The 25,788-nt window shown below is 64.4% G+C and carries 24 protein-coding genes and 3 tRNA genes; 17 read left to right on the top strand and 10 right to left on the bottom strand.

Features of this window, described 5'->3' with window-relative positions:
• Positions 1-271 precede the first annotated feature (271 nt).
• Complete coding sequence (locus M2320_RS17545) at positions 272-1,195, bottom strand: D-alanine--D-alanine ligase (protein WP_264598384.1); 924 nt, start codon at positions 1,193-1,195, stop codon at positions 272-274.
• Positions 1,196-1,488: 293 nt separating this feature from the next.
• On the opposite strand from M2320_RS17545, the gene M2320_RS17540 reads away from it, so the two are divergent.
• A complete protein-coding gene (locus M2320_RS17540; protein WP_264598383.1) occupies positions 1,489-3,150 on the top strand; it encodes an outer membrane beta-barrel protein in 1,662 nt (553 codons plus the stop codon).
• Positions 3,151-3,157: 7 nt separating this feature from the next.
• Here the strand turns inward: M2320_RS17540 and M2320_RS17535 are convergent, their stop codons facing one another.
• Positions 3,158-4,066: an FkbM family methyltransferase gene (locus M2320_RS17535; protein ID WP_264598382.1), complete on the bottom strand. Its 909-nt coding sequence runs from the start codon at positions 4,064-4,066 to the stop codon at positions 3,158-3,160.
• A 5-nt stretch (positions 4,067-4,071) separates the two neighbouring features.
• Complete coding sequence (locus tag M2320_RS17530; protein ID WP_184424870.1) at positions 4,072-4,746, bottom strand: alpha/beta hydrolase; 675 nt, start codon at positions 4,744-4,746, stop codon at positions 4,072-4,074.
• Between the two features lie 91 nt (positions 4,747-4,837).
• Here M2320_RS17530 and M2320_RS17525 point away from each other — a divergent pair, with 91 nt between their 5' ends.
• The gene (locus tag M2320_RS17525) at positions 4,838-5,287 is read left to right on the top strand and encodes a hypothetical protein (protein ID WP_264598381.1); all 450 of its coding nucleotides are present in this window, start codon (positions 4,838-4,840) and stop codon (positions 5,285-5,287) included.
• Between the two features lie 72 nt (positions 5,288-5,359).
• Positions 5,360-6,460 (top strand): acyltransferase family protein, encoded by a 1,101-nt coding sequence (locus tag M2320_RS17520; protein ID WP_264598380.1) that lies wholly within the window; start codon positions 5,360-5,362, stop codon positions 6,458-6,460.
• Here M2320_RS17520 and M2320_RS17515 read toward each other — a convergent pair.
• The 5 genes from M2320_RS17515 to M2320_RS17495 form a co-directional block, all read right to left on the bottom strand.
• Positions 6,457-7,008 carry an NADPH-dependent FMN reductase gene (locus tag M2320_RS17515; RefSeq protein ID WP_264598379.1) on the bottom strand — a complete coding sequence of 184 codons (552 nt, stop codon included), beginning with the start codon at positions 7,006-7,008 and terminating at the stop codon, positions 6,457-6,459. The genes M2320_RS17520 and M2320_RS17515 overlap by 4 nt on opposite strands.
• A 76-nt stretch (positions 7,009-7,084) precedes the next feature.
• Positions 7,085-7,282, bottom strand: a complete 198-nt coding sequence (locus M2320_RS17510; RefSeq protein ID WP_184424876.1) for a hypothetical protein — start codon at positions 7,280-7,282, stop codon at positions 7,085-7,087.
• Between the two features lie 91 nt (positions 7,283-7,373).
• On the bottom strand, positions 7,374-7,838 hold the full coding sequence (locus M2320_RS17505) for a hypothetical protein (RefSeq protein WP_264598378.1): 465 nt from the start codon (positions 7,836-7,838) through the stop codon (positions 7,374-7,376).
• Complete coding sequence (locus M2320_RS17500; protein ID WP_264598377.1) at positions 7,838-8,797, bottom strand: patatin-like phospholipase family protein; 960 nt, start codon at positions 8,795-8,797, stop codon at positions 7,838-7,840. Before M2320_RS17500 ends, M2320_RS17505 begins: the two co-directional genes overlap by 1 nt.
• A 26-nt stretch (positions 8,798-8,823) precedes the next feature.
• Positions 8,824-10,647 (bottom strand): extracellular solute-binding protein, encoded by a 1,824-nt coding sequence (locus M2320_RS17495; RefSeq protein ID WP_264598376.1) that lies wholly within the window; start codon positions 10,645-10,647, stop codon positions 8,824-8,826.
• A gap of 230 nt (positions 10,648-10,877) precedes the next feature.
• Here M2320_RS17495 and M2320_RS17490 point away from each other — a divergent pair, with 230 nt between their 5' ends.
• Entirely contained in the window at positions 10,878-11,594 is a 717-nt protein-coding gene (locus M2320_RS17490) for an invasion associated locus B family protein (protein WP_184424884.1), read from the top strand.
• A 233-nt stretch (positions 11,595-11,827) separates the two neighbouring features.
• Here M2320_RS17490 and hspQ read toward each other — a convergent pair whose 3' ends face one another.
• Positions 11,828-12,157 (bottom strand): heat shock protein HspQ, encoded by a 330-nt coding sequence (hspQ, locus tag M2320_RS17485; protein ID WP_184425341.1) that lies wholly within the window; start codon positions 12,155-12,157, stop codon positions 11,828-11,830.
• A 124-nt stretch (positions 12,158-12,281) separates the two neighbouring features.
• On the bottom strand, positions 12,282-13,328 hold the full coding sequence (locus M2320_RS17480; protein ID WP_264598375.1) for an HpcH/HpaI aldolase/citrate lyase family protein: 1,047 nt from the start codon (positions 13,326-13,328) through the stop codon (positions 12,282-12,284).
• Between the two features lie 87 nt (positions 13,329-13,415).
• Between M2320_RS17480 and M2320_RS17475 the strand changes: the two genes are divergently transcribed.
• The 13 genes from M2320_RS17475 (at position 13,416) to M2320_RS17415 (ending at position 25,787) form a co-directional block, all read left to right on the top strand.
• Positions 13,416-14,981: an NAD(P)H-hydrate dehydratase gene (locus M2320_RS17475; RefSeq protein ID WP_264598374.1), complete on the top strand. Its 1,566-nt coding sequence runs from the start codon at positions 13,416-13,418 to the stop codon at positions 14,979-14,981.
• A gap of 88 nt (positions 14,982-15,069) precedes the next feature.
• Positions 15,070-15,154: transfer RNA gene (locus M2320_RS17470), tRNA-Leu, on the top strand.
• Positions 15,155-15,216: 62 nt separating this feature from the next.
• A complete protein-coding gene (gene tig / locus M2320_RS17465) occupies positions 15,217-16,566 on the top strand; it encodes a trigger factor (protein ID WP_264598373.1) in 1,350 nt (449 codons plus the stop codon).
• A gap of 326 nt (positions 16,567-16,892) precedes the next feature.
• The gene (gene clpP, locus M2320_RS17460; protein WP_184424894.1) at positions 16,893-17,528 is read left to right on the top strand and encodes an ATP-dependent Clp endopeptidase proteolytic subunit ClpP; all 636 of its coding nucleotides are present in this window, start codon (positions 16,893-16,895) and stop codon (positions 17,526-17,528) included.
• Between the two features lie 221 nt (positions 17,529-17,749).
• On the top strand, positions 17,750-19,015 hold the full coding sequence (gene clpX / locus M2320_RS17455) for an ATP-dependent Clp protease ATP-binding subunit ClpX (protein WP_184424897.1): 1,266 nt from the start codon (positions 17,750-17,752) through the stop codon (positions 19,013-19,015).
• A 245-nt stretch (positions 19,016-19,260) separates the two neighbouring features.
• Positions 19,261-21,687 carry an endopeptidase La gene (lon, locus tag M2320_RS17450; RefSeq protein WP_184424899.1) on the top strand — a complete coding sequence of 809 codons (2,427 nt, stop codon included), beginning with the start codon at positions 19,261-19,263 and terminating at the stop codon, positions 21,685-21,687.
• Positions 21,688-21,788: 101 nt separating this feature from the next.
• Positions 21,789-22,271, top strand: coding sequence for an HU family DNA-binding protein (locus M2320_RS17445; RefSeq protein ID WP_319801449.1), 483 nt, complete (start codon positions 21,789-21,791; stop codon positions 22,269-22,271).
• 255 nt (positions 22,272-22,526) lie between these two features.
• Positions 22,527-22,602, top strand: a tRNA-Val gene (locus M2320_RS17440).
• A 46-nt stretch (positions 22,603-22,648) separates the two neighbouring features.
• Entirely contained in the window at positions 22,649-23,314 is a 666-nt protein-coding gene (locus M2320_RS17435; RefSeq protein WP_264598371.1) for a hypothetical protein, read from the top strand.
• Between the two features lie 414 nt (positions 23,315-23,728).
• Positions 23,729-23,805, top strand: a tRNA-Asp gene (locus tag M2320_RS17430).
• Between the two features lie 306 nt (positions 23,806-24,111).
• Positions 24,112-24,474: an NADH-quinone oxidoreductase subunit A gene (locus M2320_RS17425; protein ID WP_184424905.1), complete on the top strand. Its 363-nt coding sequence runs from the start codon at positions 24,112-24,114 to the stop codon at positions 24,472-24,474.
• Positions 24,465-25,049, top strand: a complete 585-nt coding sequence (locus M2320_RS17420) for a NuoB/complex I 20 kDa subunit family protein (protein WP_184424907.1) — start codon at positions 24,465-24,467, stop codon at positions 25,047-25,049. The genes M2320_RS17425 and M2320_RS17420 overlap by 10 nt, the downstream gene beginning before the upstream one ends.
• 96 nt (positions 25,050-25,145) lie before the next feature.
• Positions 25,146-25,787, top strand: a complete 642-nt coding sequence (locus M2320_RS17415; protein WP_264598370.1) for an NADH-quinone oxidoreductase subunit C — start codon at positions 25,146-25,148, stop codon at positions 25,785-25,787.
• Position 25,788: the final 1 nt, after the last annotated feature.

Below are 25,788 nucleotides of genomic sequence, written 5' to 3'. Positions count from 1 at the left end.
CGGGCGATGGACGCGCGGGTGTCGCCGCGCTGGCTCTGCCGGGCGCGCGGGAAGATTTTGGCGGGACGGGCGGCGCCGGCTTTAGACGATGCGCCGGGATAAGCAGTTTGGCGTGGCGACGCGCCGGCATAAGCGGGCTGACCTGTCGCGGACGCGCCGGCATAAGCCGGCCCTCTGCCTGCGGGAGACGCGCCAGCAAAAGCCGGCGCTCCGCCTGTAGGGGACGCGCCGGCAAAAGCCGGCGCTATGGGGGGCGCCAGCCGAAACCGGATCAACGATCGCAGGAAGCGTCCCGCACCATCCATGTCACCAACTCGCCGAATGTCATGCCCGCATGGGCGGCCATTTCGGGCGCGAGCGAGGTCTCGGTCATGCCGGGCTGGGTGTTGACCTCGAGCACGACGAGCGCCCCGGTTCCCCCGGGGGTGTCGTCGTAGCGGAAGTCGGTCCGGCTGATGCCGCGGCAGCCGAGCGCCTTGTGCGCCTTGAGCGCCAACTCTTGAACTTTTAAGTAAATATTTTCTTTAATTTTCGCCGGAAGTTCGTGGACGGAGCCGCCCGGCTGGTATTTGGAGTCGAAATCGTACCATTCGCTGGACACCGACTTGATCTCGGTGACGCCCAGCGCGTGGTCGCCCATCACAGCGCAAGTTAATTCGCGCCCGGCGATGAACGTCTCCGCCAGCATCAGGTCGCCATGGGACCAATCGGGCCTGAGCAATTCCTGCGGCGGGTGCGGACAATCTTCCTTGACGATGAAGACGCCGTAGGACGACCCTTCGGAAACCGGCTTCAGCACATAGGGCGGCGGCAGCACATGGGCCTTGGCCGCCTCGAAGCGCGTCACCGTCTTGCCCGAAGGCACGGGCACGCCGGCGGCGGCCATCACGATCTTGGCCTTTTCCTTGTTGGCGGCCAGCGCCGAGGCGAGCACGCCGGAATGGGTGTAGGGAATGCGCAGGGTTTCGAGCAGGCCCTGGATGGCCCCGTCCTCGCCGCCCGGCCCGTGCAGGGCGTTCAGCGCGACATCGGGCTTGAGCGCCGTCAACGCATAAGCGACGTCGCGGCCGACATCGACGCGGGTGACCCGAAATCCTTCGGCTTCGAGGGCCTTGGCGCAGGCCTCGCCGGAGCGGAGCGACACGCTGCGTTCGCTGGACAGCCCGCCCATCAGGACGGCGACATGTTGGCTCATGACGATTCGACTCACCTTTGTCCGATTCAGCCCGCCAATGAGGACGCCGGGGCGCAAATGGCAAGGAGATTTTGCAGCCGGCGCCTGAGTCTTGGGCATTTGAGTCTTGAGCGCCCGAGTCTTGGGCGCCTGTGCGCACGCCGGAGTTGAGCGCTTGTTAACCTGAATATGGGACGAACAGACATGGTTAAGCAGCCGTTGGGCGGCGAGAAATGCATTTCGCGTGAAGGATTTGTCCTGCCGCCCCTTTTGGCTCCGGCGTTGCGTGTTTGAGGCCTGATATGAAAAAAGCGATGTTGTGTCTGCTTGGCTCGACTTTATTGAGCTCCAGCGCCTTTGCGGCGGATGTGCCGTCGCTGAACTTGCGCCCCGCCATGGACGCGGAGGACGCCGGCTGGGAAGGCGCCTATGCCGGCCTGAATTACGGGACGGCCCTGGGGACGACACAATGGTCGAATCCGACCGGCGACCTGCTGCTCGCGGCGACGCCGCGCTTTCCCGCATCGGGCTCCCAGGTCGGCATTCTGGGCGGCCTCACCATCGGATATAATTTCCGGCTCGGCGGACCCTGGGTTGTCGGCGTCGAGGGCGACATTGACGCGACCAGCCTGTCCGGCGCCGCCGTGTGCGGCGGCGTGCGCGGCGCGGGCGGCGTCGGCTGGGCGTGCACATCCGCGCAGGCCACGCTGGCGACGCTTGACGCGCGGCTCGGCTACGCCTTGGGCGGGCTGCTGCTGTTCACCAAGGGCGGTCTGGCCTACGCCCATGAAAAGCTGAGCATCGGCGCCTTCAACCCCTATGGCGGCCCCAATCCCTCGATTTCGACCGCGCAGGACACTGTCGGCTACAACGCCGGCGGCGGCGTCGAATATGCGCTGGGCGGCGGTTGGTCGGCCAAGGCCGAATATGACTATTACGGGCTTCGCAAGCGCTCCTTCGCCGCGCAGGACGCCGGCTTCGCCGCGACCTATGGCGCCAGCGCTCGGCAGACAGCCAGCGTCGCCAAATTCGGCCTCAACCGTCATTGGGGCGCGGGCGAGGAGAGCGCCGGGACCACGCCCGGCCTGCTCTCCTATCTCTCCGGCGAGTTCGGCGCGCGCGTCGGCTGGGGCGGCGGTCGCTACCGCTACAACCTCTACGACAATGTCGTGGCCAGCCAGATGAACTCGCGGCTGACATGGCCGGCCTCCGGCGTCATGACCGAGACGTTCGGGCGCGTCGACACGCCCCTCGGCGTCTATCTGAAGGGGATGATCGGCGGCATCGCCCTCGCCGATGGCGGGACCATGCGCGACGAGGATTTTGTCCCCGCCCTCGATCCCTATTCGCATACCGTGTCGCAGACGCGCGGCGGCAGCGATGTCTATGGCGCCTTCGACCTCGGCTACGCCTTCAGTGGCGGCGGCTGGCGCGTCGGCCCGTTCGCCGGCTACAGCTATCTGGAGGATCGGCAGAACGCCTATGGCTGCACGCAGGTCGCGTCCAATCCCGACATGTGTTCGCCGCCCGGCGTGACGCCGCCGATGGTGGCGGCCAATCAGCTCACGCTCAGCCGGGTCGACAAGTGGAACGCCCTGCGGATCGGCCTGGCCGGCGACGTGAAGCTCGGCGACCGCTTCAAATTCGCAGCGGAAGCGGCCTGGCTGCCCTATGCCAATGTCGACGGCAGCCTGGACAACCATTGGCTGCGTCCCGACATCAATCCCCAGGCCGATCGCGGCCACGGGTCCGGCTACCAGCTCGAGGCGGTTTTGTCCTATCTGATCACCGATCGCGTCAGCGCCGGCGTCGGCGGCAGATACTGGAGCATGTCGGCCGACGGCTCCACCCGTTTCCCCTGGGTATCCACGGATTCGCCGACCAAGGTTTCCGTCGACCGCGCCATGGCCTTCGGACAGGTGTCCTATGCCTTTGGTTGGCGCCCGGCGCCGGAGCCTGTCGTGGCGAAATTCTGAGCAGGCGTCAGCCTGTCCCCGGACCGCAGGCCTCGACGATCCCATCCGAAATGTCGCGGTCCGCCTCGGACAAGGCGCAGATGTCGTAATAATAGACCGCCCGTTTTTTCAGGCGGCTGTTCAGGATGATGTAGTCGAGAAGCTGGCGGAGCAGGGGGCTTTGCTCCCGCGTCAGGCGCATCATGTGCGTGCCGGCGTTGTCGAAGACATGGAACGTGTCATAGCCGGCCGCCAACAGCTGTTCGAGCGCCTCCGCGCATTTTTCGTAGGGGCTGCTGGGCTGGCAGGGGTCCATTTCGAAGAACACGACGGGACGGCGCCGCGCGATGAAGGCGGCGCCGGAGCGCAGGACGTCGGGGTCGAAGCCATCCGTGTCGATCTTCAGGAATTGCGCGTCCTGGAACGCGCCGCGCCGCGCCAGGACCTCGTCGAGACTGACGAGCTTGACCGCCTGGCCCTTATCGCCGCCCGGCACGATGCGCGCCGTGCCCGCGCCGGTCTCGACGACCGGCGCGGCGCCGGATTGTCCGTCGCCGATATAGGCCAGCTCGAATTCGGCCTGGGGGCAGAATGCGCGCACATTTTGTTGCAGGAGCGTCGAAAACCGGGGGTTGCCCTCGACGCACAACAGGCGGCAGCGCGCATCCTTGACCATGAAGGCGGCGGTGTCTCCGACATTCGCGCCGACGTCGATGGCGGTCAGCCCATTGTATTTCTCGGCGATAAGGCCGGAGATCACCTCAATGGGCCGCTCGTAGCCGGGATGATGCGCCCGGAACTTGTCCAGCGCATGTCCCGGCGGCAGGACGATGACATGCGCGCCGATCCGGTAAGGACGGTGGAAACGGGAGCGCGCCTTGAGCCACAAGGAGGCGGCGGCGCGTCGAATCCGCTCGGCGAGCGTCCGTTTCGCCATCCCGATCAGTCCGCGCGCGACGCGATCGCCACGCGCGGCGGGTTGCCCAGGCGCTTGTCGAGATAGTCGCCGACCGCGACCATCAGCTCGTCCACGCGGTTCTCGAAGAAATGGTTGGCGCCTTCCACCACCGCATGCTCGATGGCGATGCCCTTTTGCGTCTTCAATTTCTCGATCACGCCCGTGACCTCCTTCACCGGCGCCACGCGGTCCTGGTCGCCGTGGACGAACAGGCCGGAGGAGGGGCAGGGGGCGAGGAAGGTGAAGTCGAAGCGGTTCGCGGGCGGGGCGATCGAGATGAATCCCTCGATTTCGGGGCGGCGCATCAGCAATTGCATGCCGATCCACGAGCCGAAGGACACGCCGGCGATCCAGCAGGCGCGGGCCTCGGGGCTGACCGCCTGGGCCCAGTCGAGCGCGCTGGCGGCGTCCGAGAGTTCGCCGGCGCCGTGGTCGAACGCGCCCTGGGAGCGGCCGACGCCGCGGAAGTTGAAGCGCAGGACGGAGAAACCGCGTTCCGCAAAGGCATAGTAGAGCTGGTAGACGATCTGGTTGTTCATCGTCCCGCCAAACTGCGGATGCGGATGCAAAATGATCGCGAGCGGCGCGCCGCGCTGCTTCGACGGATGGAAGCGGCCTTCCAGCCTGCCGGCGGGGCCGTTGAAAATCACCTCGGGCATGTTATTTCCTATATGAGGGCGCGTCGCGCTTTCTTACATAAGCCCTGAGTCGAAACGCAAACATTTTCGCCAATTGTTCGGAGTGCCCCCCGTGCTTATGGTCATTCGCTTCATCGCCCTCACCGCTTCGGTGATCGGCGTCCATCTTTTCGACGGGCTCGGCTTCGGCGCTCTCGTGTTCGGATTCCTGATCGGCCTGCTCGCCGTGCGCTTCTACTGGCTGCTGCTGCCGGCGGCCGGCCTCGCCAACCTCTCCAACCTGATCTATGCGGAAAGCACCGGCACCGGCAAAATGGAGGGCGCGCTGGGCGTCTTCCCGGTGGAGCTATTGGCCTTCACCGTGCTGGTTGGCCTGGGCTACGCCTTCGGCGTCTATGCCCGCGTCGTGCTGGCCTGGCGCGTCGAGCGGCTGAAAAGCCTGGGCGCCGCCGAGACGGGGGCGGCGGATGAAGCGAAAGCTGGGGGGACGACGGCGACGGAGGTCGCGGCGGTCACCACCCTGCGCGGCGAGCCCGGCGAAGCGGGGAAGAGCGCGCCTTGAGCGTGTCTGCGGCTTGACATTCGGAAACTCGGCCGCCTACTGGGCTTCTGATGATGTCAGAATCGGGAACCCATGGCGATTTCATCACCTAAATGGTCCTACAGCCCCGCCCTGGACCAACTTCGATTTGTCGCCGCCACAGTGGTGCTGTTCTACCACTTCAAGCCCTTCAACGACATTCCCGCGAACGCGACCGGCCTGCGCTACATCGGCGACCTCTGGCTGGCGCATGGCGGCGTAGGCGTATCTCTGTTCATCGTCCTGACGGGCTTCCTGTTTTCGATGATCTTCGACGCGGGGCGGCTGCCCGTGAATTACGGCAGGTTCATCGTCAAGCGCGCGTTCCGCATCCTGCCGATGTACTTGGTTGTCATGTTTCTGCTGATGGCGCAGATCCGTCCATCGTGGACCGCCGAGACCTTCCTGAAGTTCGCTCTGTTCCAGGTCAACACCGGCGACCCGATCACCGGCTTCGGGAACCAGTTCTTGCCGGTCGGACCGATCTGGACCATCGGCGTGGAGTTTCAGTTCTACCTTCTGTTCCCGCTGCTGATCGCGGCTATTCCCGCCTACGACTGGCGCCGGATTGGCGGCCTGGTGCTCGTGACCGTCCTGTTCCGGCTCCTGCTCGGCTTCTGGACGCCATCAATTTATGACAATCTCTATCACACCATGCTCGGCCGCCTTGACCAATTCCTGATCGGCATGGCGGGCGCCGCCGCGTTTTGTGCGATTCGCCACAGAATTTCCAAGCCGATTGGCTTCGCCGTGGCCGCCTGCGCCGTGGGCCTTTTGACGGCGTGGATCGCCGTGTTCGATCCGTCAAAATATCCGCTCAACATGTTCGGATTCACCGTCGAGGCCCTGCTGTTCGCGGCGATGATCGTCGGTTTCCACGCGGCCGGCGGAGTTCCCGGAGCGATCGGCCGCGGCCTGGCTACGCTGGGTTCGGCGAGCTACTCGCTTTATCTGTTGCACCTGTTTGTCGGCATGGTCCTCTTCAAGGCGGTCGACCAATGGGGCTTGCACATGTCCAATTTCGTGCGCGCTTTGCTGTTTGCCTTCTTGCCGTCGCTGGGCCTGTCTCTGCTCACCTATTTTGTCATCGAGAAACCGTTCATTGCGCTCGGCAAGCGGCTCGGACCCAATTCGCCCACCGAGGCTCCGACTTAGCGAACCCGTGCAAACGCCGCAAACGCCGCCAGCTGCTTGCCGATAAAATCCTTGGTGCCCTGGTCGGTGAGGTCGCCGCTGTCCTTATCGAATTTCGCCATGGCGCCGCCGACCATCACTTCGGGCGCGTTGAACACACGCGCGTCAAGAAACACGAAACATTGGCGCAATTGATATTGCATGCGCGCGCCGCCGAGCGCGCCGGGCGAGGCGCTCTGGATCAGGACGGGCTTGCCCTTGAACGGTTGTTCCGGGAGGCGCGACAGCCAGTCGATGGCGTTTTTGAGGCCCCCGGGGATCGAATAATTGTATTCCGGGGAAACGATAATGACGCCGTCGGCGGCGCGGATCGCCTCGCCCATCGCTGAGACGGCGGGCGGAAATCCTTCGGCCTGCAGATCGGCGTCGTAGAGCGGAAAATCGCCGACCGATCCGAGCGGGGAAATCGTCGCCCCCTCGGGCGCCAAGGCGGGCAGGGCGCGGGCGATCCCGGCGTTGAAGGACGCTTTTCGCAGGCTGCCGAGCAGGGTGACAAATGTTTGGGCCATGACCATTCCTTAGGAAAAAGCGGCGGGTCGCCGCCGCTCTTCCTAAAACAGCCAAGGCCGCGTTACGGTTCCCGGATCAGGCGGCCGCGTGGACGAAAAAGTACAGGAAGCCCTGGACGAGCAGGTAAAGCACGAAGCCCGACACCAGCACCGTGCCCTTCTTGCTCTTCATCTTGAACGACGCGAGCAGGCCGATGACCAGAGGCAGGACAGCAAAAAGCTGGAGCAGGCTGAGGGTTTGCGGCGTCACGCCGATGCCGAATTGCGAGTCCAAGGGGAAGTCTCCTGTTTCGTGTGCCGGTGCACACGTCTACCCTAGCGCAAGCTTTGGCTGAACTGGTTTTTCGTCAGCGCGGGCCTGCGGGTTATTGTCGCGCCTGACCCGCGAGCCTCGGCCGAACCAGTTTTTCGAACAGCTCCGCCTTCACGGTGAGCGTCGCCAGCGCCGGGGCGCCGATGAACAGGGTCACTCCTTTGCCCCATAAGACTTTCGCCGGCTCGGTCTTGACGATCTCCGGCCAGGGGATGCGCAGGTTGTGCTTGAGCGCGAAGGAGAGCGGGCGGCCCGGCGCCAGATAAAGCCCGGTATCGTCGGCGCCCACCGATATGCAGTCGCGGTAGAGCACCGGGCCGACCATCAGGCTTTGACGAGGCCGAACCTCCTTCGGCGCGGGACCTGAGGCTGGATAGTTCTTGGCGAGATCGCGCCAGCGCCCGCCGCCTCGACCAAAAGCGCGTTCGATGTGCGGCGCCGCCCAGGCGAGCGCGACAAAGGCGACCAGCAGCGCGTCGACGCCCATGTGCAGGTAGAAGCCGAAGTCCGAATCCATCAGGCCTCCTGCGCGATCCACCCCTCGGCGGCGGCGCGTCCGGCCTCGCGCAGCTTGCTGACGAACGACCAGCTCAGGTTGCCGGCGCTCTGCTGCGCCAGGGCCTCCACCTCGTTTTCGGCGGCGATCCGATCCAGGCGCAGCCGCGCCCATTTGCCGGAGGCGTCGCCGGCGGCGCATAGCGGCGCCAATTGCCGGATGGCGTCGATTTCGCGGTCGAGGGTCGAACAGAAATTGATCTGGTCGATGCGCCGCTCGATGTCGGCGCGGCTGCGCGGCGCGCCATCGGCGCGTTTGGGCGAGATTTGCACGATGAGCACCGTGCTGGCCTCGGTCTTGACCACCAGCGGGGTCAGCGGCGGGTTGGCGACATAGCCGCCGTCCCAATAATGCTCGCCGTCGATCTCGACGCTGTGCTGCAACAGCGGCAGGCAGGCCGAGGCCAGCACGCAGTCCACCGTCAGTTCGCCGCGCGAAAAAATGCGCAGGCCGGCGTCGGAGATTCGGGTGGCGCCGATCAGAAGCTTGGGGCCGTTCGCCTTCCGCAACAGCTCGAAGTCGACATGGGCGTTGAGCGCGTCGCGCAGCGGATTGAGGTCGAAGGGATTGAACTGGTAGGGCGTCAGCGCCTTGGTCATGAAGTCGAGCGGCAGATGCGCGATCGGCAGGAACAGGTTGGGATGGCTGACGTGGGTCCAGAATTCTTCGAGGACTTTGCGGGCGCCGTCACGGCCGCCTGACGCGAGGCCCGAGGCGAGAAGCACGGCGTTCACCGCGCCGGCGCTCGCGCCCGAGATCGCGTCGAAGGAAATCGCCTCCTCTTCCAGTAGGCGCTCCAGCGCCCCCCAGGTGAAGGCGCCGAAGGAGCCGCCGCCTTGCAAGGCGAGGGCAAGCCGCGCGGGCGGCCAGGGCCGGCCAGGTCCTGGCGTGCGACTTTTCAGTTTTTTGAAGAAATCCATCCCCTCCAAATGGGTTTGCGCAGGCTTCAGCGCAAGCTCCACGTTTCCAGCGCGTCGTCGAACAGAGGCTGGGCGTAGCGCGGTAGATTCGGCGGAAATCCGATGCGGCGCCGCCAGGCCACCCATTGGGCGTCGCGGTGAAACAGCGGGACCGCGTAAAATCCTGACAGCAACACCCGGTCGAGCGCGCGGGCGGCGGCGACAAATTTTTCGCGGGTGTCGGCGGCGACCAGCGCCGCGATCAGCGCGTCGAGCGCCGGGTTTTTCGCGCCGGAAAAATTGTAGGAGCCCTCGCGATCCGCGGCCTCGGCGCTCCAGCGGTTGCGCTGCTCGTTGCCGGGCGAGGCCGAGGCCTGCCAGAGCGCGAAGGTCATGTCGAAATCGAATTTTTGCCGCCGGCGCTGGAATTGCACCTCATCCACCGGGCGCACCCGCGCCTCCACGCCGATGCGGCGTAATTGCCCGGCATAATTCAGGGCGATGCGCTCCTGGTCGCGGGTCTGCACCATGATTTCGAACGCCAGCGCTTGGCCATCCCTGCGCAGCGCACCCTGTTCCATCCGCCAGCCCGCCTGTTCGGCAAGGACTAGCGCGCGGCGCGCGATCTGGCGGTCGCGGCCCGAGCCGTCCGAAACCGGCGGCGCCCACGCGCCCGCCAGAATGTCAGCGCGCACCGCGCCGGGAAAGGGTTTGAGCAGCGCCAGTTCCGCTGCGCTCGCCGGCCGCCCGGCGCTCGAAAGCTCCGACTGGTCGAAAAAACTCTTGGTCCGCGTGAACAGGCCGTCAAAAAGGTTGGCGTTGATCCATTCGAAATCGAACATCATCGCCAGCGCCTCGCGCAGGCGCGGGTCGGTAAAAATCTCGCGGCGGGTGTTGAAGGCGATCGCCTCAAAGCCCTTGGGGCCGCCGAGCGGCAGCGCCTGGACCAGGACCTCGCCGCGTTCTCGGGCGGGGAAGGCGTAGGCCTTGGCCCAGCGGTGCGGGTCGCTCTCCATGCGGACGTCGATGAGGCCGGCCTTGAACGCCTCGAACAGGCCGTTGTCGTCGCGGCCATACAAAAACTCGACGCGGTCGAAATTGGCGAAGCCGCGCGTCGATGGCAGGTCGCGGCCCCAATAATTCTCGTCGCGGGTCAACACCAGCTTTTCGCCCGGCTTGACCTCCGTCACTCTGTAGGGGCCGGAGCCCAGCGGGACGGTCAGGCCGTTGTCGCTAAAGATTTTTTCGGTGAGCGCGTGCGACGGAAGCACCGGCATCAGCGCCAGGATCAGCGGCAATTCGCGATCGTCCGCGCCGGTCAGGTCGAAGCGCACCGTGTGGTCGTCCGGCGCGGCGACGCGGGCGACCAGCCCGAAAGCGGCGCGGGTTTGCGGGCGGCCGTGTTCCTTGAGCACATTGAAGGAAAACAGCACGTCGCGGGCTGTGATCGGCGCGCCATCCGAAAAATGCGCCCGAGGGTTCAGGCGGAAGATGACAAAATCCCGGACCTCGTTGGTCTCGATGCTTTCCGCCACCAGGCCGTAGAGGGAAAAGGGCTCGTCGAGATTGCGCGCCATCAGGCTTTCATAGACCGGGCCGATCAGGCCCTGCGCGGTCGAGCCGGCGTTGACGCCAAACGGGTTGAGATTGTCGAAGGCGCCGTAGGCCCCGAGTTTGAGCACGCCGCCCTTTTTCGCCTCGGGGTCCGCGTAGGGAAAATTTTTAAAGTCCGGGGGCAGGGCGGGCGCGCCGTGCATGGCGAGTCCATGGGTGATTCGCGCGGCGCCCTCCTGCGCCCGCGCGGATGCGTTCGGGACGGCGAAAGAGAGCGCGCAGGCCAGCGCGAAAGCCCTGTGCGAAAACCGCAACATTTCGAAAGCTTAGGGGAAGCGCGGCGACAAGGCCAGAAATTCGACGGCTTTAGCAAAATTGGCTGCTGGCAAAACCGGGGCGAAGGGGATATGAAGGCGCCGTCAATTTATCGCCCCATTTGGGGGCGAAGAGCGCGCGCCCCGCTTGGAACGCACGCGACAGTTCCGGCGCGGGATAACTTGCCGGCGGCGTGGATGCGGCCTTGTGAGGATCAGTGAAAGGATTTTGGATGTCTCTGTCTTCGTCCCGCTTTACCGCCGCTCTGGTCGCGGGCGCCCTGCTTGCCTCGCCGGCCTTCGCCCAGGCGCAGAAGCCTGCCGCCCCCGCGGCGCCCGCCGCCCCGGCCCCCGGCGCGCCGGCTGGCCAGCCCGCCGCCCCGCAGGGTCCGATGAAGGTCGACCTGCAGCCGTCCCAGCCGCAATGGACCAAGGTTTGCGGCAAGGACCAGGCCGCGGGCAAGGAAATCTGCTACACGACCCGCGACTTCGGCGCCAAGGCCGACCAGCCGCCGGTTCTGGCGCTCGCCGTTTATGACGTGAAGGGGGACGAAACCAAGATCGTGCGCTTCCTGATGCCGGTGGGCCTGATGCTGCGCCCGGGCTTCCGCTTCGCCATCGACAAGGGCCCGGTGGCCGAAGGCGCCTATGAAATCTGCTTCCCCAACGGCTGCTTCGCCGAAGCCAAGGTGAAGAAGGACACGATCGAAGCCGCCAAGAAGGGCACGAACATGGCGGTCTCGGTGAAGAACCAGGCCAATATGGAAGTGGTGTTCAACCTGCCGCTCGCCGGCTTCGGCGCCGCCTTCGACGGCCCGGCGGTCGATCCCAAGGTGTTGGAAGAGCAGCAGAAGAAGCTCGCCGAAGAGCTGCAGAAGCGCGCCGAGGAAGAGCGGAAAAAACTCGAATCGCAGCAGCCGGCCGCCGCTGCGCCCGCCGCGCCGAAGTAAGCGTCGCGGACATCGATTGGAAAAAGCGCCCGGAGCGATCCGGGCGCTTTTTGTTTGGCGAACAGATGTTTGCTCCATGCCCGCGCGTCGTCCCGGGTATCCACGCGAAGCCGCCAGGATCATGCGACGAGCTCGCGCGGCCGCGCCACGTGGATGGCCGGGACGACGCCCGGCCATGACGACATGGGGTTCGATGGATTGCGAGATACGCTCGTAATTGTGGCGTCAGCGCCTCAGTTCATCACCTGGCAGCGCTTCACATAGCGTCCCGTTGGGCTGCGCAGGAAGACCACGTCCACCTGCGGGTTGCGCAGCGGGGTCTCGTTGTCGTCGGGCAGCAGGTTTTGCTCCGAGACATAGGCGGTATATTCGGTTTCCGCGTTTTCGGCGTAGAGATGGTAAAACGGCTGGTCCTTGGACGGGCGAACGTCCTCGGGGATCGACAGCCACCATTCCTCCGAATTGGCGAATACCGGGTCGATGTCGAAGATCACGCCGCGAAATGGATATTTGCGGTGCTTAACGACCTCGCCGATGCCATATTTGGCCGCCCTGGGTTTCATCGCTTCGCCCATCGCGCTTCCCCATTGCTTCAGCAGGAAATCTTAATCTCAAGCTCCGATGAGTCAATGCGGCGCAAAAAAAGCTCCCGGCGAACCGGGAGCTTAGCCATTTTTGGTCGCCCGCTCAGAACCCGTAGGCGGCGGCGAATTCCGGGTCTTTGGCGGCGACCTGCTTGGCGCAGTCCACCATCACCTTGGCCTGTTTCCAGGTGGCGTCGTCCTGCATCTTGCCGTCGATCATGGCGACGCCGGAGCCGTCGGGCATGGCCTCCAGAATCTTTTTCGCAAAGGCCACTTCCTTGGGATCGGGCGAAAACACCCGTTTGGCGATGGCGACCTGGTTGGGATGCAGCGACCACGCGCCGGCGCAGCCGAGCAGGAAGGCGTTGCGGAACTGCACTTCGCAGGCGGCGAGATCGGCGATGTCGCCGAACGGGCCATAGAAGGACTTGATGCCGGCGCTCTGGCAGGCGTCGACCATTTTGGCGACGGTGTAATGCCAGAGGTCCTGCTGATAGACGGCGCGCGGCGCCGAGCCTTCCGGATCGGCCAAGACCTTGTATTCGGGATGGCCGCCGCCGACGCGCGTGGTCTTCATGGCGCGCGAGGCCGCGAGATCCGCCGGTCCCAGGCTCATGCCGTGCATGCGGGGCGAGGCCAGGGCGATCTGCTCGACATTCTTGACGCCTTCGGCGGTCTCGAGAATGGCGTGGATGAGAATCGGCTTTTTCACCTGATGCCGCGCTTCGAGCTGCGCCAGCAGCTGGTCGAGATAGTGAATGTCCCAGGGGCCCTCGACCTTGGGCAGCATGATCACGTCGAGTTTGTCGCCGACCGCGGCGACGATCTCAGTGATGTCGTCGAGCGCCCAGGGCGAGTTCAGACAGTTCACGCGCGTCCACAGGCCGGTCGAGCCGTAGTCGTGCGCGGCGGCCATCTCAATAAAACCTTTGCGCGCCGCCTCCTTGGCGTCCGCCGGAATGGCGTCCTCGAGATTGCCGAGGATCACGTCGACGGTCGGGATCATGTCGCCGATTTTCGCCCGCACTTTTTCGAGATGCGGCGGGACGAAATGGATCATGCGCTCCACCCGCACCGGCAGCTCGCGATAGGGCTCGGGGGCGCCGATGGCGAGCGGTTTTAAGAAATTGCGCGGGCTCTTGACGGTCATGCAATACTCCCTTGTTGCGCTGCGCCATAAGCGAAAAGCGGTGAGGCCGCAATTGCATTTCCGTAGGGACCGGCTCAGACTTCGGCCATGGAACCCATCGAATTGCTGACACCCGAGGACATGGGCCGCGCCGACGCGCTCACCATCGCCGCCGGCGTTCCCGGCTATGCGCTGATGCTCAAGGCGGGGAAGAATGTCGCCGAGGCCGCCGCCGCTTTTTTGCGCGCGAACGGGGGACGGCGCGTCGCCGTGTTCTGCGGTCCCGGCAACAATGGCGGCGACGGCTATGTTGCCGCGCGGCTGTTGCGCGACGCCGGTTTCGATGTGGAGGTCGGCGCGCTGGGCGATCCGCGCGCCTTGCGCGGCGACGCCAAACAGGCTTTTGAGGATTGGGCGGGCGAGACCTGCGACGCCCCAGAGGTCGATCCGGCGCGGGCGGATGTGGTGATCGACGCTTTGTTCGGCGCCGGCCTGTCGCGTCCGCTGGACGGACGGGCGCTTGACCTCGTCGAGCGCCTCAATGCGGCGGGCAAGCCGATCCTCGCGGTCGACGTGCCCTCGGGGCTCGACGGCGCCACCGGCCTCGGCCCAGGCTGCGTCCGGGCCCACAAAACCGTCACCTTTTTTCGCAAGAAGCCCGGCCATGTGCTGCTGCCGGGCCGGCTTGCCTGCGGCGAGCTTTTGCTCACGCAAATCGGCATTGAGGCGCGCGTCTTGGCGGAGATCGCGCCGAAAACATTCGAAAACCGTCCGCCTCTCTGGCGCGCCCTGATGCCGAGGCCGGAGATCGCCGGGCACAAATATGCGCGCGGGCATTTGCTGGTCGCCTCGGGGCCGTTGGCGCGCACCGGCGCGGCGCGGCTCGCCGCGCGCGCGGGCCTGCGCGCCGGCGCGGGGCTGGTGACGGTGGTCAGTCCTGCGGATGCGTTGGCGGTCAACGCCGCGCAGCTCACCGCGATCATGCTGCGCGAAGCCGAGGGGCCGGCGCAATGGCGCGATCTTTTGTCTGACCGCCGTTTCAGCGCCTGTGTGTTCGGGCCGGCTTTTGGCGTCGGCCCGGCAACGGCCGAGATTGCGTCGGTCTTGCTGGCGGCGGCGACGCCGGATCGGCCACTCGGACTGGTGCTCGACGCCGACGCGCTTACCGCCTTTTCGGGGGACTGGCGGGCTTTGGCGCGCCGCATCGGGACGAGCGCCGCGCGCGTCGTCCTGACGCCGCATGACGGAGAATTTGAGCGTCTTTTCAAGGAGAAGAGTCAAGAATCTCCGTCTGGCCCGCCGGAGGACGGTGACCTAGCGTCATCTAGCAAGTCCGGTTTGCAACCGCTTGATTACACATCGAAACTGGAGAGAGCGCGGACTGCCGCCAAAAGTCTGGGCGCGGTGATCGTGCTAAAGGGGCCCGACACCGTGGTGGCTGGTCCCGACGGGCGCGCGGCCATCGCCGCCAACGCGCCGCCGACTCTGGCGACGGCCGGTTCGGGCGACGTGCTCGCGGGGATCATTGGCGGCCTGCTCGCGCAAAATATGCCGGCCTTCGAGGCGGCGGCCTGTGCGGTCTGGCTGCATGGCGAGGCGGCAAACGCCTTTGGCCCAGGCCTGATTGCGGAAGATTTGCCCGAGACGCTGCCGAGGGTTGTGGCGGCTCTTTGATAATCTGGGGCGAGAAGGCCCGATTCCGCCATTTTTTTGCTGCGCCGCGTCGCGCGCATTGCTATAGAGCGCCCCTTGCACACAGCGCGCGGGCGTGGCGGAACTGGTAGACGCGCCGGATTTAGGTTCCGGTGGCTGATGTCGTGGGGGTTCGAGTCCCTCCGCCCGCACCACTGCGCCGAGTTCCCAGGTTTCAGATGGTCCGGGCCCGCCCGGTAGAAAAAAGGTTTTGGAGATGCAGGCTACGGAAACGCTTTCGCAGGGGCTGAAGCGCGAATACAGGATCGTTCTCCCGGCGAGCGAATTGGCCGAAAAGCTCGACGCGCAGATCGCGTCCATGAAGGACAAGGTCCAGATCAAGGGGTTCCGTCCCGGCAAAGTCCCGGTCGGCCACCTCAAGCGCGTCTATGGCAAGTCGATCATGGGCGATGTCGTCCAGGAGGCGGTGAACGCCGCCCAGCAGAAAATCCTCGACGACAACAAGCTGCGCCTCGCCGCCGCGCCGAAATTCAGCTTCCCCGAAGACAAGGGCGAGATGGAAAAGGTTTTGGAGGCCAGCGGCGACCTCACCTTCTCCCTCGCCTTTGAAGTCCTGCCGACCTTCGAGGTCGGCTCCTTCGAGGACATCGAGGTCGAGCGCCTCGTCGCCGAACTGCCCGACAGCGAGGTCGAGGAGGCCATCAAGCGTCTGGTCGACCGCAATCGCGCCTACACTGCCCGCGAAGAAGGCGCCGCCGCCGAAAACGGCGACAAGCTGACCATCGATTTCGTCGGCAAGATCGGCGACGAGGCTTTTGAGGGCGGCACAGCGCAGGGCGTCGATCTCGTGCTCGGCTCCGGCTCGTTCATTCCCGGTTTCGAAGACCAGCTCGTCGGCGCCAAGGCCGGCGAGGACCGCGCGGTGAACGTCACCTTCCCCGAGGATTATTCGGCGCAAAACCTCGCCGGCAAGGCGGCTGTGTTCGATGTCAAGGTGACGGCGGTGGCCGCGCCCGGCGAACAGGCGGTGGATGACGAATTCGCCAAGGGATTCGGTTTTGAGAGCGCCGAAAAGCTGCGCGAGGGCATCGTCGAGCGCCTCAAGGGCGACTACACCAAGGCGTCGCGCGAAAAGCTGAAGCGCACCCTGCTTGACGCGCTGGACAAGCGCTACGCCTTCGATCTGCCGGAAGAGCTGGTCAATCACGAGTTCGAGGGGATCTGGAATCAGCTCCTCGCCGAGCAGCGTTCGACCGGCAAGAGCTTTGAGGACGCCGGCACGACCGAAGAGGCGCAGCGCGCCGAATATCGCCGCATCGCCGAACGCCGCGTGCGTCTCGGCCTCGTGGTCGCCGAAGTCGGCGAGAGCGCGGGCGTCAAGGTGACCGATGACGAGGTCACGCGCGGCATTGTCGACCAGGCTCGCCAGTTCCCCGGCCAGGAAAAGCTGCTGTGGGAATATTACCAGAAGAACCCGCAGGCGCTGGCCCAGATTCGCGCGCCGATCTTCGAGGAGAAGGTCATCGACCACATCCTCGGACAGGCCAAGGTCACGGACAAGACCGTGTCCAAGGAGGAATTGTTCAAGCCGCAGGATGACGAATGAGCTTGAACTGACGTCCGATTTGCAACGACGCGCCCGCGCCCCTCGCGCGGGCGCGTCTCGTTTTGGCCTTCCGCACCGTCAGCGCAAAGCCTTGCAAACCTTCGGAATCTTTAGGGTTTATTCAGTCGGCGGGCGCTAGAGTTGGCGGATATTCTCGTCGACCCCGGCCTTTGCGCCGGGCGGAGACCAAACCGGCCCCGGATTTGCATGACGGTTTCATGCAACCAGCACGGCCATTGCCACGGGCCGAAAGCACATTATGTTGGCAGATATGGGAATGCGGTCGAGGCCTGAAGGCGCGGCCGACAAGGTTCAAGGGATGATCCATGCGCGATCCGATCGAAACGTATAATCAATATCTCATTCCGCAGGTCATCGAGAACACGCCGCGCGGCGAGCGCGGATTCGACATTTATTCCCGTCTGCTGCGCGAGCGAATCGTCTTCCTCACCGGCCCGGTCGAAGACGGCATGGCCTCCGTCATCATCGCCCAGCTGCTGTTCCTGGAAGCGGAGAATCCCAAGAAGGAGATCTCCATGTACATCAACTCGCCGGGCGGCGTGGTGACGGCGGGCATGGCGATCTACGACACCATGCAGTTCATCAAGCCCAAAGTGTCCACGCTCTGCGTCGGCCAGGCGGCGTCGATGGGCTCGCTGCTGCTGTGCGGCGGCGAGGCGGGCATGCGCTTCGCCCTGCCGAACGCGCGAATCATGGTCCATCAACCCTCCGGCGGCTTCCAGGGGCAAGCCTCTGACATCCTTCGCCATGCTGAAGACATAATGAAGGTGAAGAAGCGGTTGAATGAAGTTTATGTGAAACACACCGGCCAGGACTATGAGACGATCGAGAAGACGCTTGATCGCGACCATTTCATGTCTTCCGAAGAGGCCAAGGATTTCGGCCTGATCGACAATGTGCTGAGCAAGCGTCCGGACGACAAGGCCGACGAGAAGAAGTGAGCCGCCGGCCGTCCGCGGCCGGTCATCGTGAAACGCCGTGAATTCGGCACAGCTTGTCATTGGCGTCGAACGGCTTAAACTGGCCGGTCGACGCAGATGAACCCGGAGCGTCGAAAGGGCGCGCTGATCGTCGGTCCGGCGATGGTTTTTCGGGCGCGGCGTGGCCGCATGAGCCCCCAGAGCGGCCGGTAGGTCTCGAACCGGCGGCCAAGGAGAGATGAATGAGCAAGGTTGGCGCCAGCGACTCCAAGAACACGCTGTATTGTTCCTTCTGCGGCAAAAGCCAGCACGAAGTGCGCAAGCTGATCGCAGGGCCGACGGTGTTCATCTGCGACGAATGCGTCGAACTGTGCATGGACATCATTCGCGAGGAGAACAAATCCGCGCTGGTGAAAACCCGCGACGGCATTCCCACGCCGAAGGAAATCTGCAAGGTTTTGGACGATTACGTCATCGGCCAGTTCTCGGCCAAGCGCGTGCTCTCCGTCGCCGTGCACAACCATTACAAGCGGCTGAACCACGCGACCAAGCATTCGGACGTGGAATTGGCCAAGTCGAACATCCTGCTGGTCGGCCCCACCGGCTCCGGCAAGACGCTGCTGGCGCAGACGCTCGCCCGCATCCTCGACGTGCCCTTCACCATGGCCGACGCCACCACGCTCACCGAGGCCGGCTATGTCGGCGAGGACGTGGAAAACATCATCCTGAAGCTGCTGCAGGCCTCCGACTACAATGTCGAGCGCGCCCAGCGCGGCATCGTCTATATCGACGAAATCGACAAGATCTCCCGCAAGTCCGACAATCCCTCGATCACCCGCGACGTCTCGGGCGAGGGCGTGCAGCAGGCGCTGCTGAAGATCATGGAAGGCACCGTGGCTTCGGTGCCCCCGCAGGGCGGCCGCAAGCACCCGCAGCAGGAATTCCTGCAGGTGGACACGACCAACATCCTGTTCATCTGCGGCGGCGCCTTCGCCGGTCTCGACAAGATCATCTCGAATCGCGGCAACAAGACCTCGATCGGCTTCGCCGCCAATGTGGAAGGGCCGGACGAGCGCCGCACCGGCGAAATCTTCCGCCAGGTCGAGCCGGAGGATCTGCTCAAGTTCGGCCTGATCCCGGAATTCGTCGGCCGCCTGCCGGTGATCGCCACTTTGGAGGACCTCGACGAGGAGGCGCTGAAGCGCATTCTCACCGAGCCGAAGAACGCGCTGGTCAAGCAGTACCAGCGCCTGTTCGAGATGGAGAATGTCGAGCTGTCCTTCCAGGACGAGGCGCTCAACGTCATCTCGCGCAAGGCCATCGAGCGGAAAACCGGCGCGCGCGGCTTGCGTTCGATCATGGAGGGCATTCTGCTCGACACCATGTTCGACCTGCCGGGGCTCGAGGGCGTCGAGCAGGTGGTGATCGGCCCCGAAGTGGTCGATGGCAAGGCGAAGCCGCTCTACATCTACGCGGAGCGCGCCGAGAAGACCGGCGCCAGCGCATAAGTCGAATGGCGTGGGCGCAAGGCCCAGGCCATAGTCGAACACAGGGGCGAACTTGAAACTGGGGCGGAGACGCCCCATTTCCGTCGGTGAGCCCCACGCCGCCGAGGCCTAGCACGGATCGGACGGCGCACGGAGGGAGGGTCGGCGCTCGCGAGGAGGCCGTGTCCGTCCGTTCCGTGGGCGGCCCGGACCTTGCAACGGTAAGACGACCAAGGTCAGGTCCGCCGTGACCAAAGGATGAAGAGATGACCACCACAAAGCGCGAACTGCCTCCCGCCGGCGTCACCGAGACGTTCCCGGTTCTCCCGCTGCGCGACATCGTCGTCTTCCCGCACATGATCGTGCCGCTGTTCGTCGGTCGCGAAAAGAGCATTCGCGCGCTTGAAGAGGTGATGAAGGCCGACAAGCACATCCTGCTCGCCACCCAGATGAACGCGGCCGACGACGATCCCAAGCCGGAAGCCGTCTTCTCCGCCGGCGTGCTGGCGAGCGTGCTGCAATTGCTGAAGCTGCCCGACGGCACCGTCAAGGTGCTGGTGGAAGGCGTCGCCCGCGCCAAGGTCGGCAAATATGTCCGCACCGACGAATATTACGAGGCCGAGGCCACCGTCACCCCGGAGGACAAGGTCGATATGGTCGAGGCGGAAGCCCTCGCCCGCTCCGTGGCCTCGGAATTCGAAGGCTATGTCAAGCTGAACAAGAAGGTCTCGCCGGAGGTAGTCTCCGCCGTGGCGCAGATCGACGATCCCAGCAAGCTGGCCGACACCGTCGCCTCGCATCTGTCGGTGAAGATCGGCGACCGCCAGGCGGTGCTGGAGATGACCTCGGTCGTCAAGCGGCTGGAAAAGTGCCTGGCGCTGATGGAAAGCGAGATCTCGGTCTTGCAGGTCGAGAAGCGCATTCGCACGCGCGTCAAACGGCAGATGGAGAAGACCCAACGCGAATATTATCTGAATGAGCAGATGAAGGCCATTCAGAAGGAGCTGGGCGACGAGGACGGCAAGGACGACCTCTACGAGCTCGAAGAGAAGATCAAGCGCACAAAACTGTCGAAGGAGGCCCGCGACAAGGCCACCGCCGAGCTGAAGAAACTGCGGCAGATGTCGCCGATGTCGGCTGAAGCGACGGTCGTCCGCAATTATCTCGACTGGCTGCTGTCCATTCCGTGGGGCAAGAAATCCAAGATCAAGAAGGACCTGGCTTCGGCCCAGGAGCTTCTAGACGCGGAGCACTATGGGCTGGACAAGGTCAAGGAGCGCATTGTCGAATATCTGGCGGTGCAGAGCCGGGCGAATAAGCTGACGGGCCCGATCCTGTGTCTCGTCGGACCGCCCGGCGTCGGCAAGACGTCGCTCGGCAAATCGATCGCCAAGGCGACCGGACGCGAGTTCGTGCGCATGTCGCTCGGCGGCGTGCGCGACGAGGCCGAGATTCGCGGTCACCGCCGCACCTATATCGGCTCGATGCCCGGCAAGCTGATCCAGTCGATGCGTAAGGCCAAGACCAACAATCCGTTGTTCCTGCTCGACGAAATCGACAAGATGGGCATGGATTTCCGCGGCGACCCGTCCTCGGCCCTGCTGGAGGTGCTGGACCCCGAGCAGAACGCCACGTTCAACGACCATTACCTGGAGGTCGACTACGACCTGTCCAATGTGATGTTCGTGACCACGGCGAACACGCTCAACATTCCGGCGCCGCTGATGGACCGCATGGAGATCATCCGCATCGCCGGCTATACCGAGGACGAAAAGGCGGTGATCGCGCGCAAGCACCTGATCCCCGCCGCCACGGCCAAGCATGGTCTCGGCTCTGACGAGTGGATTCTCGAGGATGCGGCTCTGATCAAGGTGATCCGGCGCTACACCCGCGAGGCCGGTGTGCGTAATCTGGAGCGTGAGATCTCCAACCTCGCCCGCAAGGCGGTGAAGGATATCTTGCTGTCCAAGCCGAAGAAGGATCGTATCGTCTTCACCGAGGAAAACATCGAGACCTATCTCGGCGTGCCCCGCTATCGCTACGGCGAGGCGGAGTCGGAGGATCAGATCGGCGTGGTCACCGGCCTCGCCTGGACGGAAGTCGGCGGCGAATTGCTGACCATCGAAGGCGTGATGATGCCCGGCAAGGGCCGCATGACCGTCACCGGCAATCTGCGCGATGTGATGAAGGAATCGATTTCCGCCGCCGCCTCTTATGTGCGGTCGCGGGCGGTCGATTTCGGCATCGAGCCGCCGGTGTTCGAGAAGCGCGACATCCACGTGCACGTGCCGGAAGGCGCGACGCCCAAGGATGGTCCGTCGGCGGGCGTGGCCATGGCCACGGCCATCGTCTCGATCATGACCGGCATTCCCGTGCGCCGCGACATCGCCATGACCGGCGAGGTCACGCTGCGCGGCCGGGTGCTCCCCATTGGCGGCCTCAAGGAGAAGCTGCTGGCGGCGCTGCGCGGCGGGCTGAAGAAGGTCTTGATCCCCGAGGACAACGCCAAGGATCTGGTCGATATCCCGGATTCCGTGAAGAACAACCTCGAGATCGTGCCGGTCTCGCGCATGGAGGAGGTGCTGAAACACGCCCTGCTGCGCATGCCCGAGCCGATCTCCTGGGAGGAGGGCGCGGTCAAGGCGGACGGCCAGGATCGCGAGGAAGATGGCGTCGGCGTGGTCGCCCACTAAGACCGCGCGCCGGGAGGATTTCCCGCCTGAATTGGGGGCCGGGGCCATTTTGGCTCCGGCCCTTTGTCTTTGCGCAAGCCGAGGGGCTAAAAAGCCCGATTTTGCTGGGTTTTTTTGGAGAATCTCCCGCCCGGTCCCTTGCCTTGGCCCGGATTCGCATCAAAAGTAGCGCCATCGTCCGGTTACGATTCGAGCAGCGCCCTGCGGCGCGCTTTTCGTGGCGGCGATCAAGCTTCCATCCGGACAGCGGCCCGGGAGAACATAAGGTTGCGACTGAGAGCGCGCCGCAGAGACAGGAGTTTCATATGACCAACAAAGCCGAACTGATCGACGTGGTGGCTGAAGCGACGGAATCCTCGAAGGCCGCCGCCGGCGCCGCCCTCGACGCCGTGATCGATGCGATCTCGCAGGCGCTGAAGAATGGCGAGGAAGTTCGCCTCGTCGGTTTCGGCACCTTCTCGGTCAAGGAGCGCGCCGCCGGCAAGGGTCGCAATCCCGCGACCGGCGAGGAGATCACGATTCCCGCCTCCAAGAGCGTGCGCTTCAAGCCCGGCGCCCAGCTCAAGACGCTGGTCAACAAGTAAGTCACACGCGCTTTCGGACTGCGAGCCTGGCGAATTGCGATTCGTCAGGTTTTGTTATCTCTCGAGCCTGGCGAATCCACATTCGCCAGGCTTTTTTTCGGGTTTGCTATCGGGCGTTCTCAAGCGTTCCGGGGCTTCTCACGGTTGCGGAGCTTGGCGTTCCCATTCGCAAGGTTTTAATCTCTTTGGCCGAAAGTCTTGTCAGGGCGCGTGGCGCGTCCTAAAGCGTTTTTGAGCGCCCGCAGCCGGCGCGAAGGGCGGTTAGCTCAGTTGGTAGAGCATCTCGTTTACACCGAGAGGGTCGGCGGTTCGAGACCGTCACCGCCCACCATATCTGGAGAGTCTCCGTGGCGAATTTCTGGGGCGGAGTTGCGCGCATGATGTCTCAACCCCGCCTTGCGCTCGGGGCGCTCGCCTTCGGCGCGCTCGCCGCGACCCATGCGCAGGCCATGACGTTCCGGCTCGAATCGCTCGGCGGCGGCTGCCGCGGCGGCTGTCCCATGGCGATTGTCGCGGAGGGCCAGATCACCAATTCCACGCCGCACGAGTTCCTGGCCTTTTTGCGGGAGAACGCGGGGAATCGCGATCTGCGCACCGTCGTGTTCCTGAATTCCGAAGGCGGCTATGTCGTCGCCTCCATGGAGCTCGGGCAGATTTTCCGCCGAATCGGCGCGGCCACCGTAGTGGCGCGGCTTTCGCCGTCCTCGGGGCGGGGCGGGCGCTTCCTGTCCGCCCATTGCCTGTCGGCTTGCGTCTACGCCTTCATGGGCGGCCGCAAGCGCGTGGCGCCGCAAGGCAGTTCGCTCGGCATCCATCGCATGTTCGCCAACCAGACCACCGACGCCGGCATTTTTGGCGATGGCGGCGCGGTGGTGCGCCGCTACGACAATGGCTCGATGGCCGCGCATCTGATGGCCTATAGCGCCCGCATGGGCGTCTCCAGCGACCTGATCCGCACCGCCGAACATATTTCCTCGTCGACGCTGCATATGGTGACGTCGTCGGAAATGGCGCGCTGGAATCTGGCCAGCCGGGTTTTCTGACGGTCCTTTTCCCCGTTTGAGCGGCGCTGTCCGGGAACGCCTCCGGCAGGCTTTTCGCCTGTCGCGCCCCGTCCTGTCGTTCTGGCCGGTGCCTATGGCGTCGTCCCAGCTCCACGCGCCGCTGAACGCGACCTCGCCGCTTTCTCCTCACGGGTGGTATGGCCCGGGACAGCCCACCACCACGCGTTGATCTCGCGATTCCCTCTGATTCTCGCCGTTGCGACGCGCCGGAGCGTCCGAACGGGGGTATTGCTCCCATCCTTGCGCCGCATCCGTCGCGGCGGAAGCCAGGCTTTGCCTAGTATTTTCACAAACCATCAAAAAGTCGTCACAAGGGCGCTTGACTTGAACCGCGCCCTGCCTTACTTCGCACCCATCCGCACGACGCAAGTCACTGACGCGCGCCGGACATGCGGGGGAGTAGCTCAGTTGGTCAGAGCGCCGGCCTGTCACGCCGGAGGTCGCGGGTTCGAGCCCCGTCTCTCTCGCCATTTCACCATGGCGACACCATATCAGGCGCAGCGGCAAATGGTCGCGATCGTCGCTTGCCCGCTCCGTGCTGATCATCTTTGAATCTTCCGCGATTCCAACGACTTCGCTGTCACGTGGTTCGCCCGGACCCGTCCTTAGTCCTAGACGCGCGTTTCGACCTTGCGCGTATTGTCGCACTAAGATACGGAACGAGACCAAAGGGGCGGCGGTGGCAGGGCTCTTGCTACTGAGCTACTGTCGCCGGAACGCCTTCCCGATTCTTTATGGTTTCGGGGTGAGCGCCAAAAATCGGCGGGAGGACAAAAATGTCGGTTCTCAACGATTATCTGCCGCTGGTGATCTTCATCGCCATCGCGACAGTGCTTTCTGGGGCGCTGCTCGTCGCGCCCTTCATCCTCGCCCACAAGGCGCCCGACGCGGAAAAACTCTCCGCCTACGAGTGCGGCTTCAACGCCTTCGACGACGCCCGCATGAAGTTCGACGTGCGCTTCTATCTCGTGTCGCTTCTGTTCATCATCTTCGATCTGGAAGTCGCCTTCCTGTTCCCCTGGGCGGTCGCCTTCCGCGCGATCGGCCCCTTCGGGTTCTGGTCGATGATGCTGTTCCTCGGGGTGCTCACCGTCGGCTTCGTCTATGAATGGAAAAAGGGAGCCCTTGAATGGGACTGACGCGCGAAACGCAGCCGACACTGATCGCGCCCGCGCCCCGCGGAATCCTCGATCCCCGCACCGGCAAGCCGATCGGCGCCGACGATCCGACCTTCCTGTCCATTAACGAACAGTTGGCCGACAAGGGGTTCATCGTCACCGCGACCGACGACCTGATCAACTGGGCGCGCACCGGCTCGCTGATGTGGATGACTTTTGGTCTCGCCTGTTGCGCCGTCGAAATGATGCATGTGGCCATGCCGCGCTATGACGTGGAGCGCTACGGTTTTGCGCCCCGCGCCTCGCCGCGCCAGTCCGACGTGATGATCGTCGCCGGCACGCTCACCAACAAGATGGCCCCGGCGCTGCGCAAGGTCTACGACCAGATGCCGGAGCCGCGCTACGTGATCTCGATGGGCTCCTGCGCCAATGGCGGCGGCTACTACCACTATTCCTATTCGGTGGTGCGCGGCTGCGACCGCATCGTGCCCGTGGACATCTACGTGCCCGGCTGCCCGCCCTCGGCGGAAGCGCTGCTCTACGGCATCATGCTGCTGCAGCGCAAGATCCGCCGCACCGGCACGATCGAACGCTAAAATCCGGCGCGCATTGCCGAAAAGCGTGAAGCGGTTTTCGGGAAAAATGTGCGCAAAACCAAGATTTCCGCCCCCCTGCGGGCGAGGGACTTCGAGATGACGGACGCCACTCCTCCGGTCGAACACACCCATGCGGAGATTTTACGCACAAACCTGCGGGCGCTCTCCGAAAAGATCGAGGCGGGCCTGGGCGCCGCCTTCCTGTCCGCCAAGCTCGCCTTCGACGAGCTGAGCGTGACCGTCGATTCCGCCAAATGGATCGAATCGCTCACTTATTTGCGCGACAACGGCTTTGTCAGCTTCATCGACCTGACGGCGGTGGACTTTCCCGCGCGCGAAAAACGCTTCGACGTGGTCGTGCATCTGCTCGACCCCGCCGCCAATCTGCGCATTCGCGTGAAGACGGCGGCCGACGACATCAATCCGTTGCCTTCGGCGGTCAATGTGTGGCCCGCGGCCAATTGGTACGAGCGCGAAGCCTATGACATGTATGGCGTGCTGTTTGCGGACCATCCGGACCTGCGCCGCATGCTCACCGATTACGGGTTCGACGGCCATCCGCTGCGCAAGGACTTCCCGCTCACCGGCTATGTCGAAGTTCGCTACGACGACGAGAGCAAGCGGGTGGTCTACGAGCCTGTGAAGCTCAACCAGGAATTCCGATCCTTCGACTTCCTGTCCCCCTGGGAGTCGGCGACCCACACTCTTCCCGGCGACGAGAAGGCGACCAAGAGCTGAT

The organism is Rhodoblastus acidophilus, from assembly GCF_025961575.1.
GTDB classification, from domain to species: Bacteria; Pseudomonadota; Alphaproteobacteria; order Rhizobiales; family Beijerinckiaceae; genus Rhodoblastus; species Rhodoblastus acidophilus_C.
The sequence above is the reverse complement of the archived record's forward strand: the minus strand, read 5'-3'. Positions and strand labels throughout refer to the sequence as shown.

What these genes read in the sequence shown, in the direction of transcription:
- M2320_RS17545 (WP_264598384.1), bottom strand. Translation starts at nt 1,195, where the DNA reads ATGAGCCAACATGTCGCCGTCCTGATGGGCGGGCTGTCCAGCGAACGC.
- M2320_RS17540 (WP_264598383.1), top strand. Translation starts at nt 1,489, where the DNA reads ATGTTGTGTCTGCTTGGCTCGACTTTATTGAGCTCCAGCGCCTTTGCG.
- M2320_RS17535 (WP_264598382.1), bottom strand. Translation starts at nt 4,066, where the DNA reads ATGGCGAAACGGACGCTCGCCGAGCGGATTCGACGCGCCGCCGCCTCC.
- M2320_RS17530 (WP_184424870.1), bottom strand. Translation starts at nt 4,746, where the DNA reads ATGCCCGAGGTGATTTTCAACGGCCCCGCCGGCAGGCTGGAAGGCCGC.
- M2320_RS17520 (WP_264598380.1), top strand. Translation starts at nt 5,360, where the DNA reads ATGGCGATTTCATCACCTAAATGGTCCTACAGCCCCGCCCTGGACCAA.
- M2320_RS17515 (WP_264598379.1), bottom strand. Translation starts at nt 7,008, where the DNA reads ATGGCCCAAACATTTGTCACCCTGCTCGGCAGCCTGCGAAAAGCGTCC.
- M2320_RS17505 (WP_264598378.1), bottom strand. Translation starts at nt 7,838, where the DNA reads ATGGATTCGGACTTCGGCTTCTACCTGCACATGGGCGTCGACGCGCTG.
- M2320_RS17500 (WP_264598377.1), bottom strand. Translation starts at nt 8,797, where the DNA reads ATGGATTTCTTCAAAAAACTGAAAAGTCGCACGCCAGGACCTGGCCGG.
- M2320_RS17495 (WP_264598376.1), bottom strand. Translation starts at nt 10,647, where the DNA reads ATGTTGCGGTTTTCGCACAGGGCTTTCGCGCTGGCCTGCGCGCTCTCT.
- M2320_RS17490 (WP_184424884.1), top strand. Translation starts at nt 10,878, where the DNA reads ATGTCTCTGTCTTCGTCCCGCTTTACCGCCGCTCTGGTCGCGGGCGCC.
- hspQ (WP_184425341.1), bottom strand. Translation starts at nt 12,157, where the DNA reads ATGAAACCCAGGGCGGCCAAATATGGCATCGGCGAGGTCGTTAAGCAC.
- M2320_RS17480 (WP_264598375.1), bottom strand. Translation starts at nt 13,328, where the DNA reads ATGACCGTCAAGAGCCCGCGCAATTTCTTAAAACCGCTCGCCATCGGC.
- M2320_RS17475 (WP_264598374.1), top strand. Translation starts at nt 13,416, where the DNA reads ATGGAACCCATCGAATTGCTGACACCCGAGGACATGGGCCGCGCCGAC.
- tig (WP_264598373.1), top strand. Translation starts at nt 15,217, where the DNA reads ATGCAGGCTACGGAAACGCTTTCGCAGGGGCTGAAGCGCGAATACAGG.
- clpP (WP_184424894.1), top strand. Translation starts at nt 16,893, where the DNA reads ATGCGCGATCCGATCGAAACGTATAATCAATATCTCATTCCGCAGGTC.
- clpX (WP_184424897.1), top strand. Translation starts at nt 17,750, where the DNA reads ATGAGCAAGGTTGGCGCCAGCGACTCCAAGAACACGCTGTATTGTTCC.
- lon (WP_184424899.1), top strand. Translation starts at nt 19,261, where the DNA reads ATGACCACCACAAAGCGCGAACTGCCTCCCGCCGGCGTCACCGAGACG.
- M2320_RS17435 (WP_264598371.1), top strand. Translation starts at nt 22,649, where the DNA reads ATGATGTCTCAACCCCGCCTTGCGCTCGGGGCGCTCGCCTTCGGCGCG.
- M2320_RS17425 (WP_184424905.1), top strand. Translation starts at nt 24,112, where the DNA reads ATGTCGGTTCTCAACGATTATCTGCCGCTGGTGATCTTCATCGCCATC.
- M2320_RS17420 (WP_184424907.1), top strand. Translation starts at nt 24,465, where the DNA reads ATGGGACTGACGCGCGAAACGCAGCCGACACTGATCGCGCCCGCGCCC.
- M2320_RS17415 (WP_264598370.1), top strand. Translation starts at nt 25,146, where the DNA reads ATGACGGACGCCACTCCTCCGGTCGAACACACCCATGCGGAGATTTTA.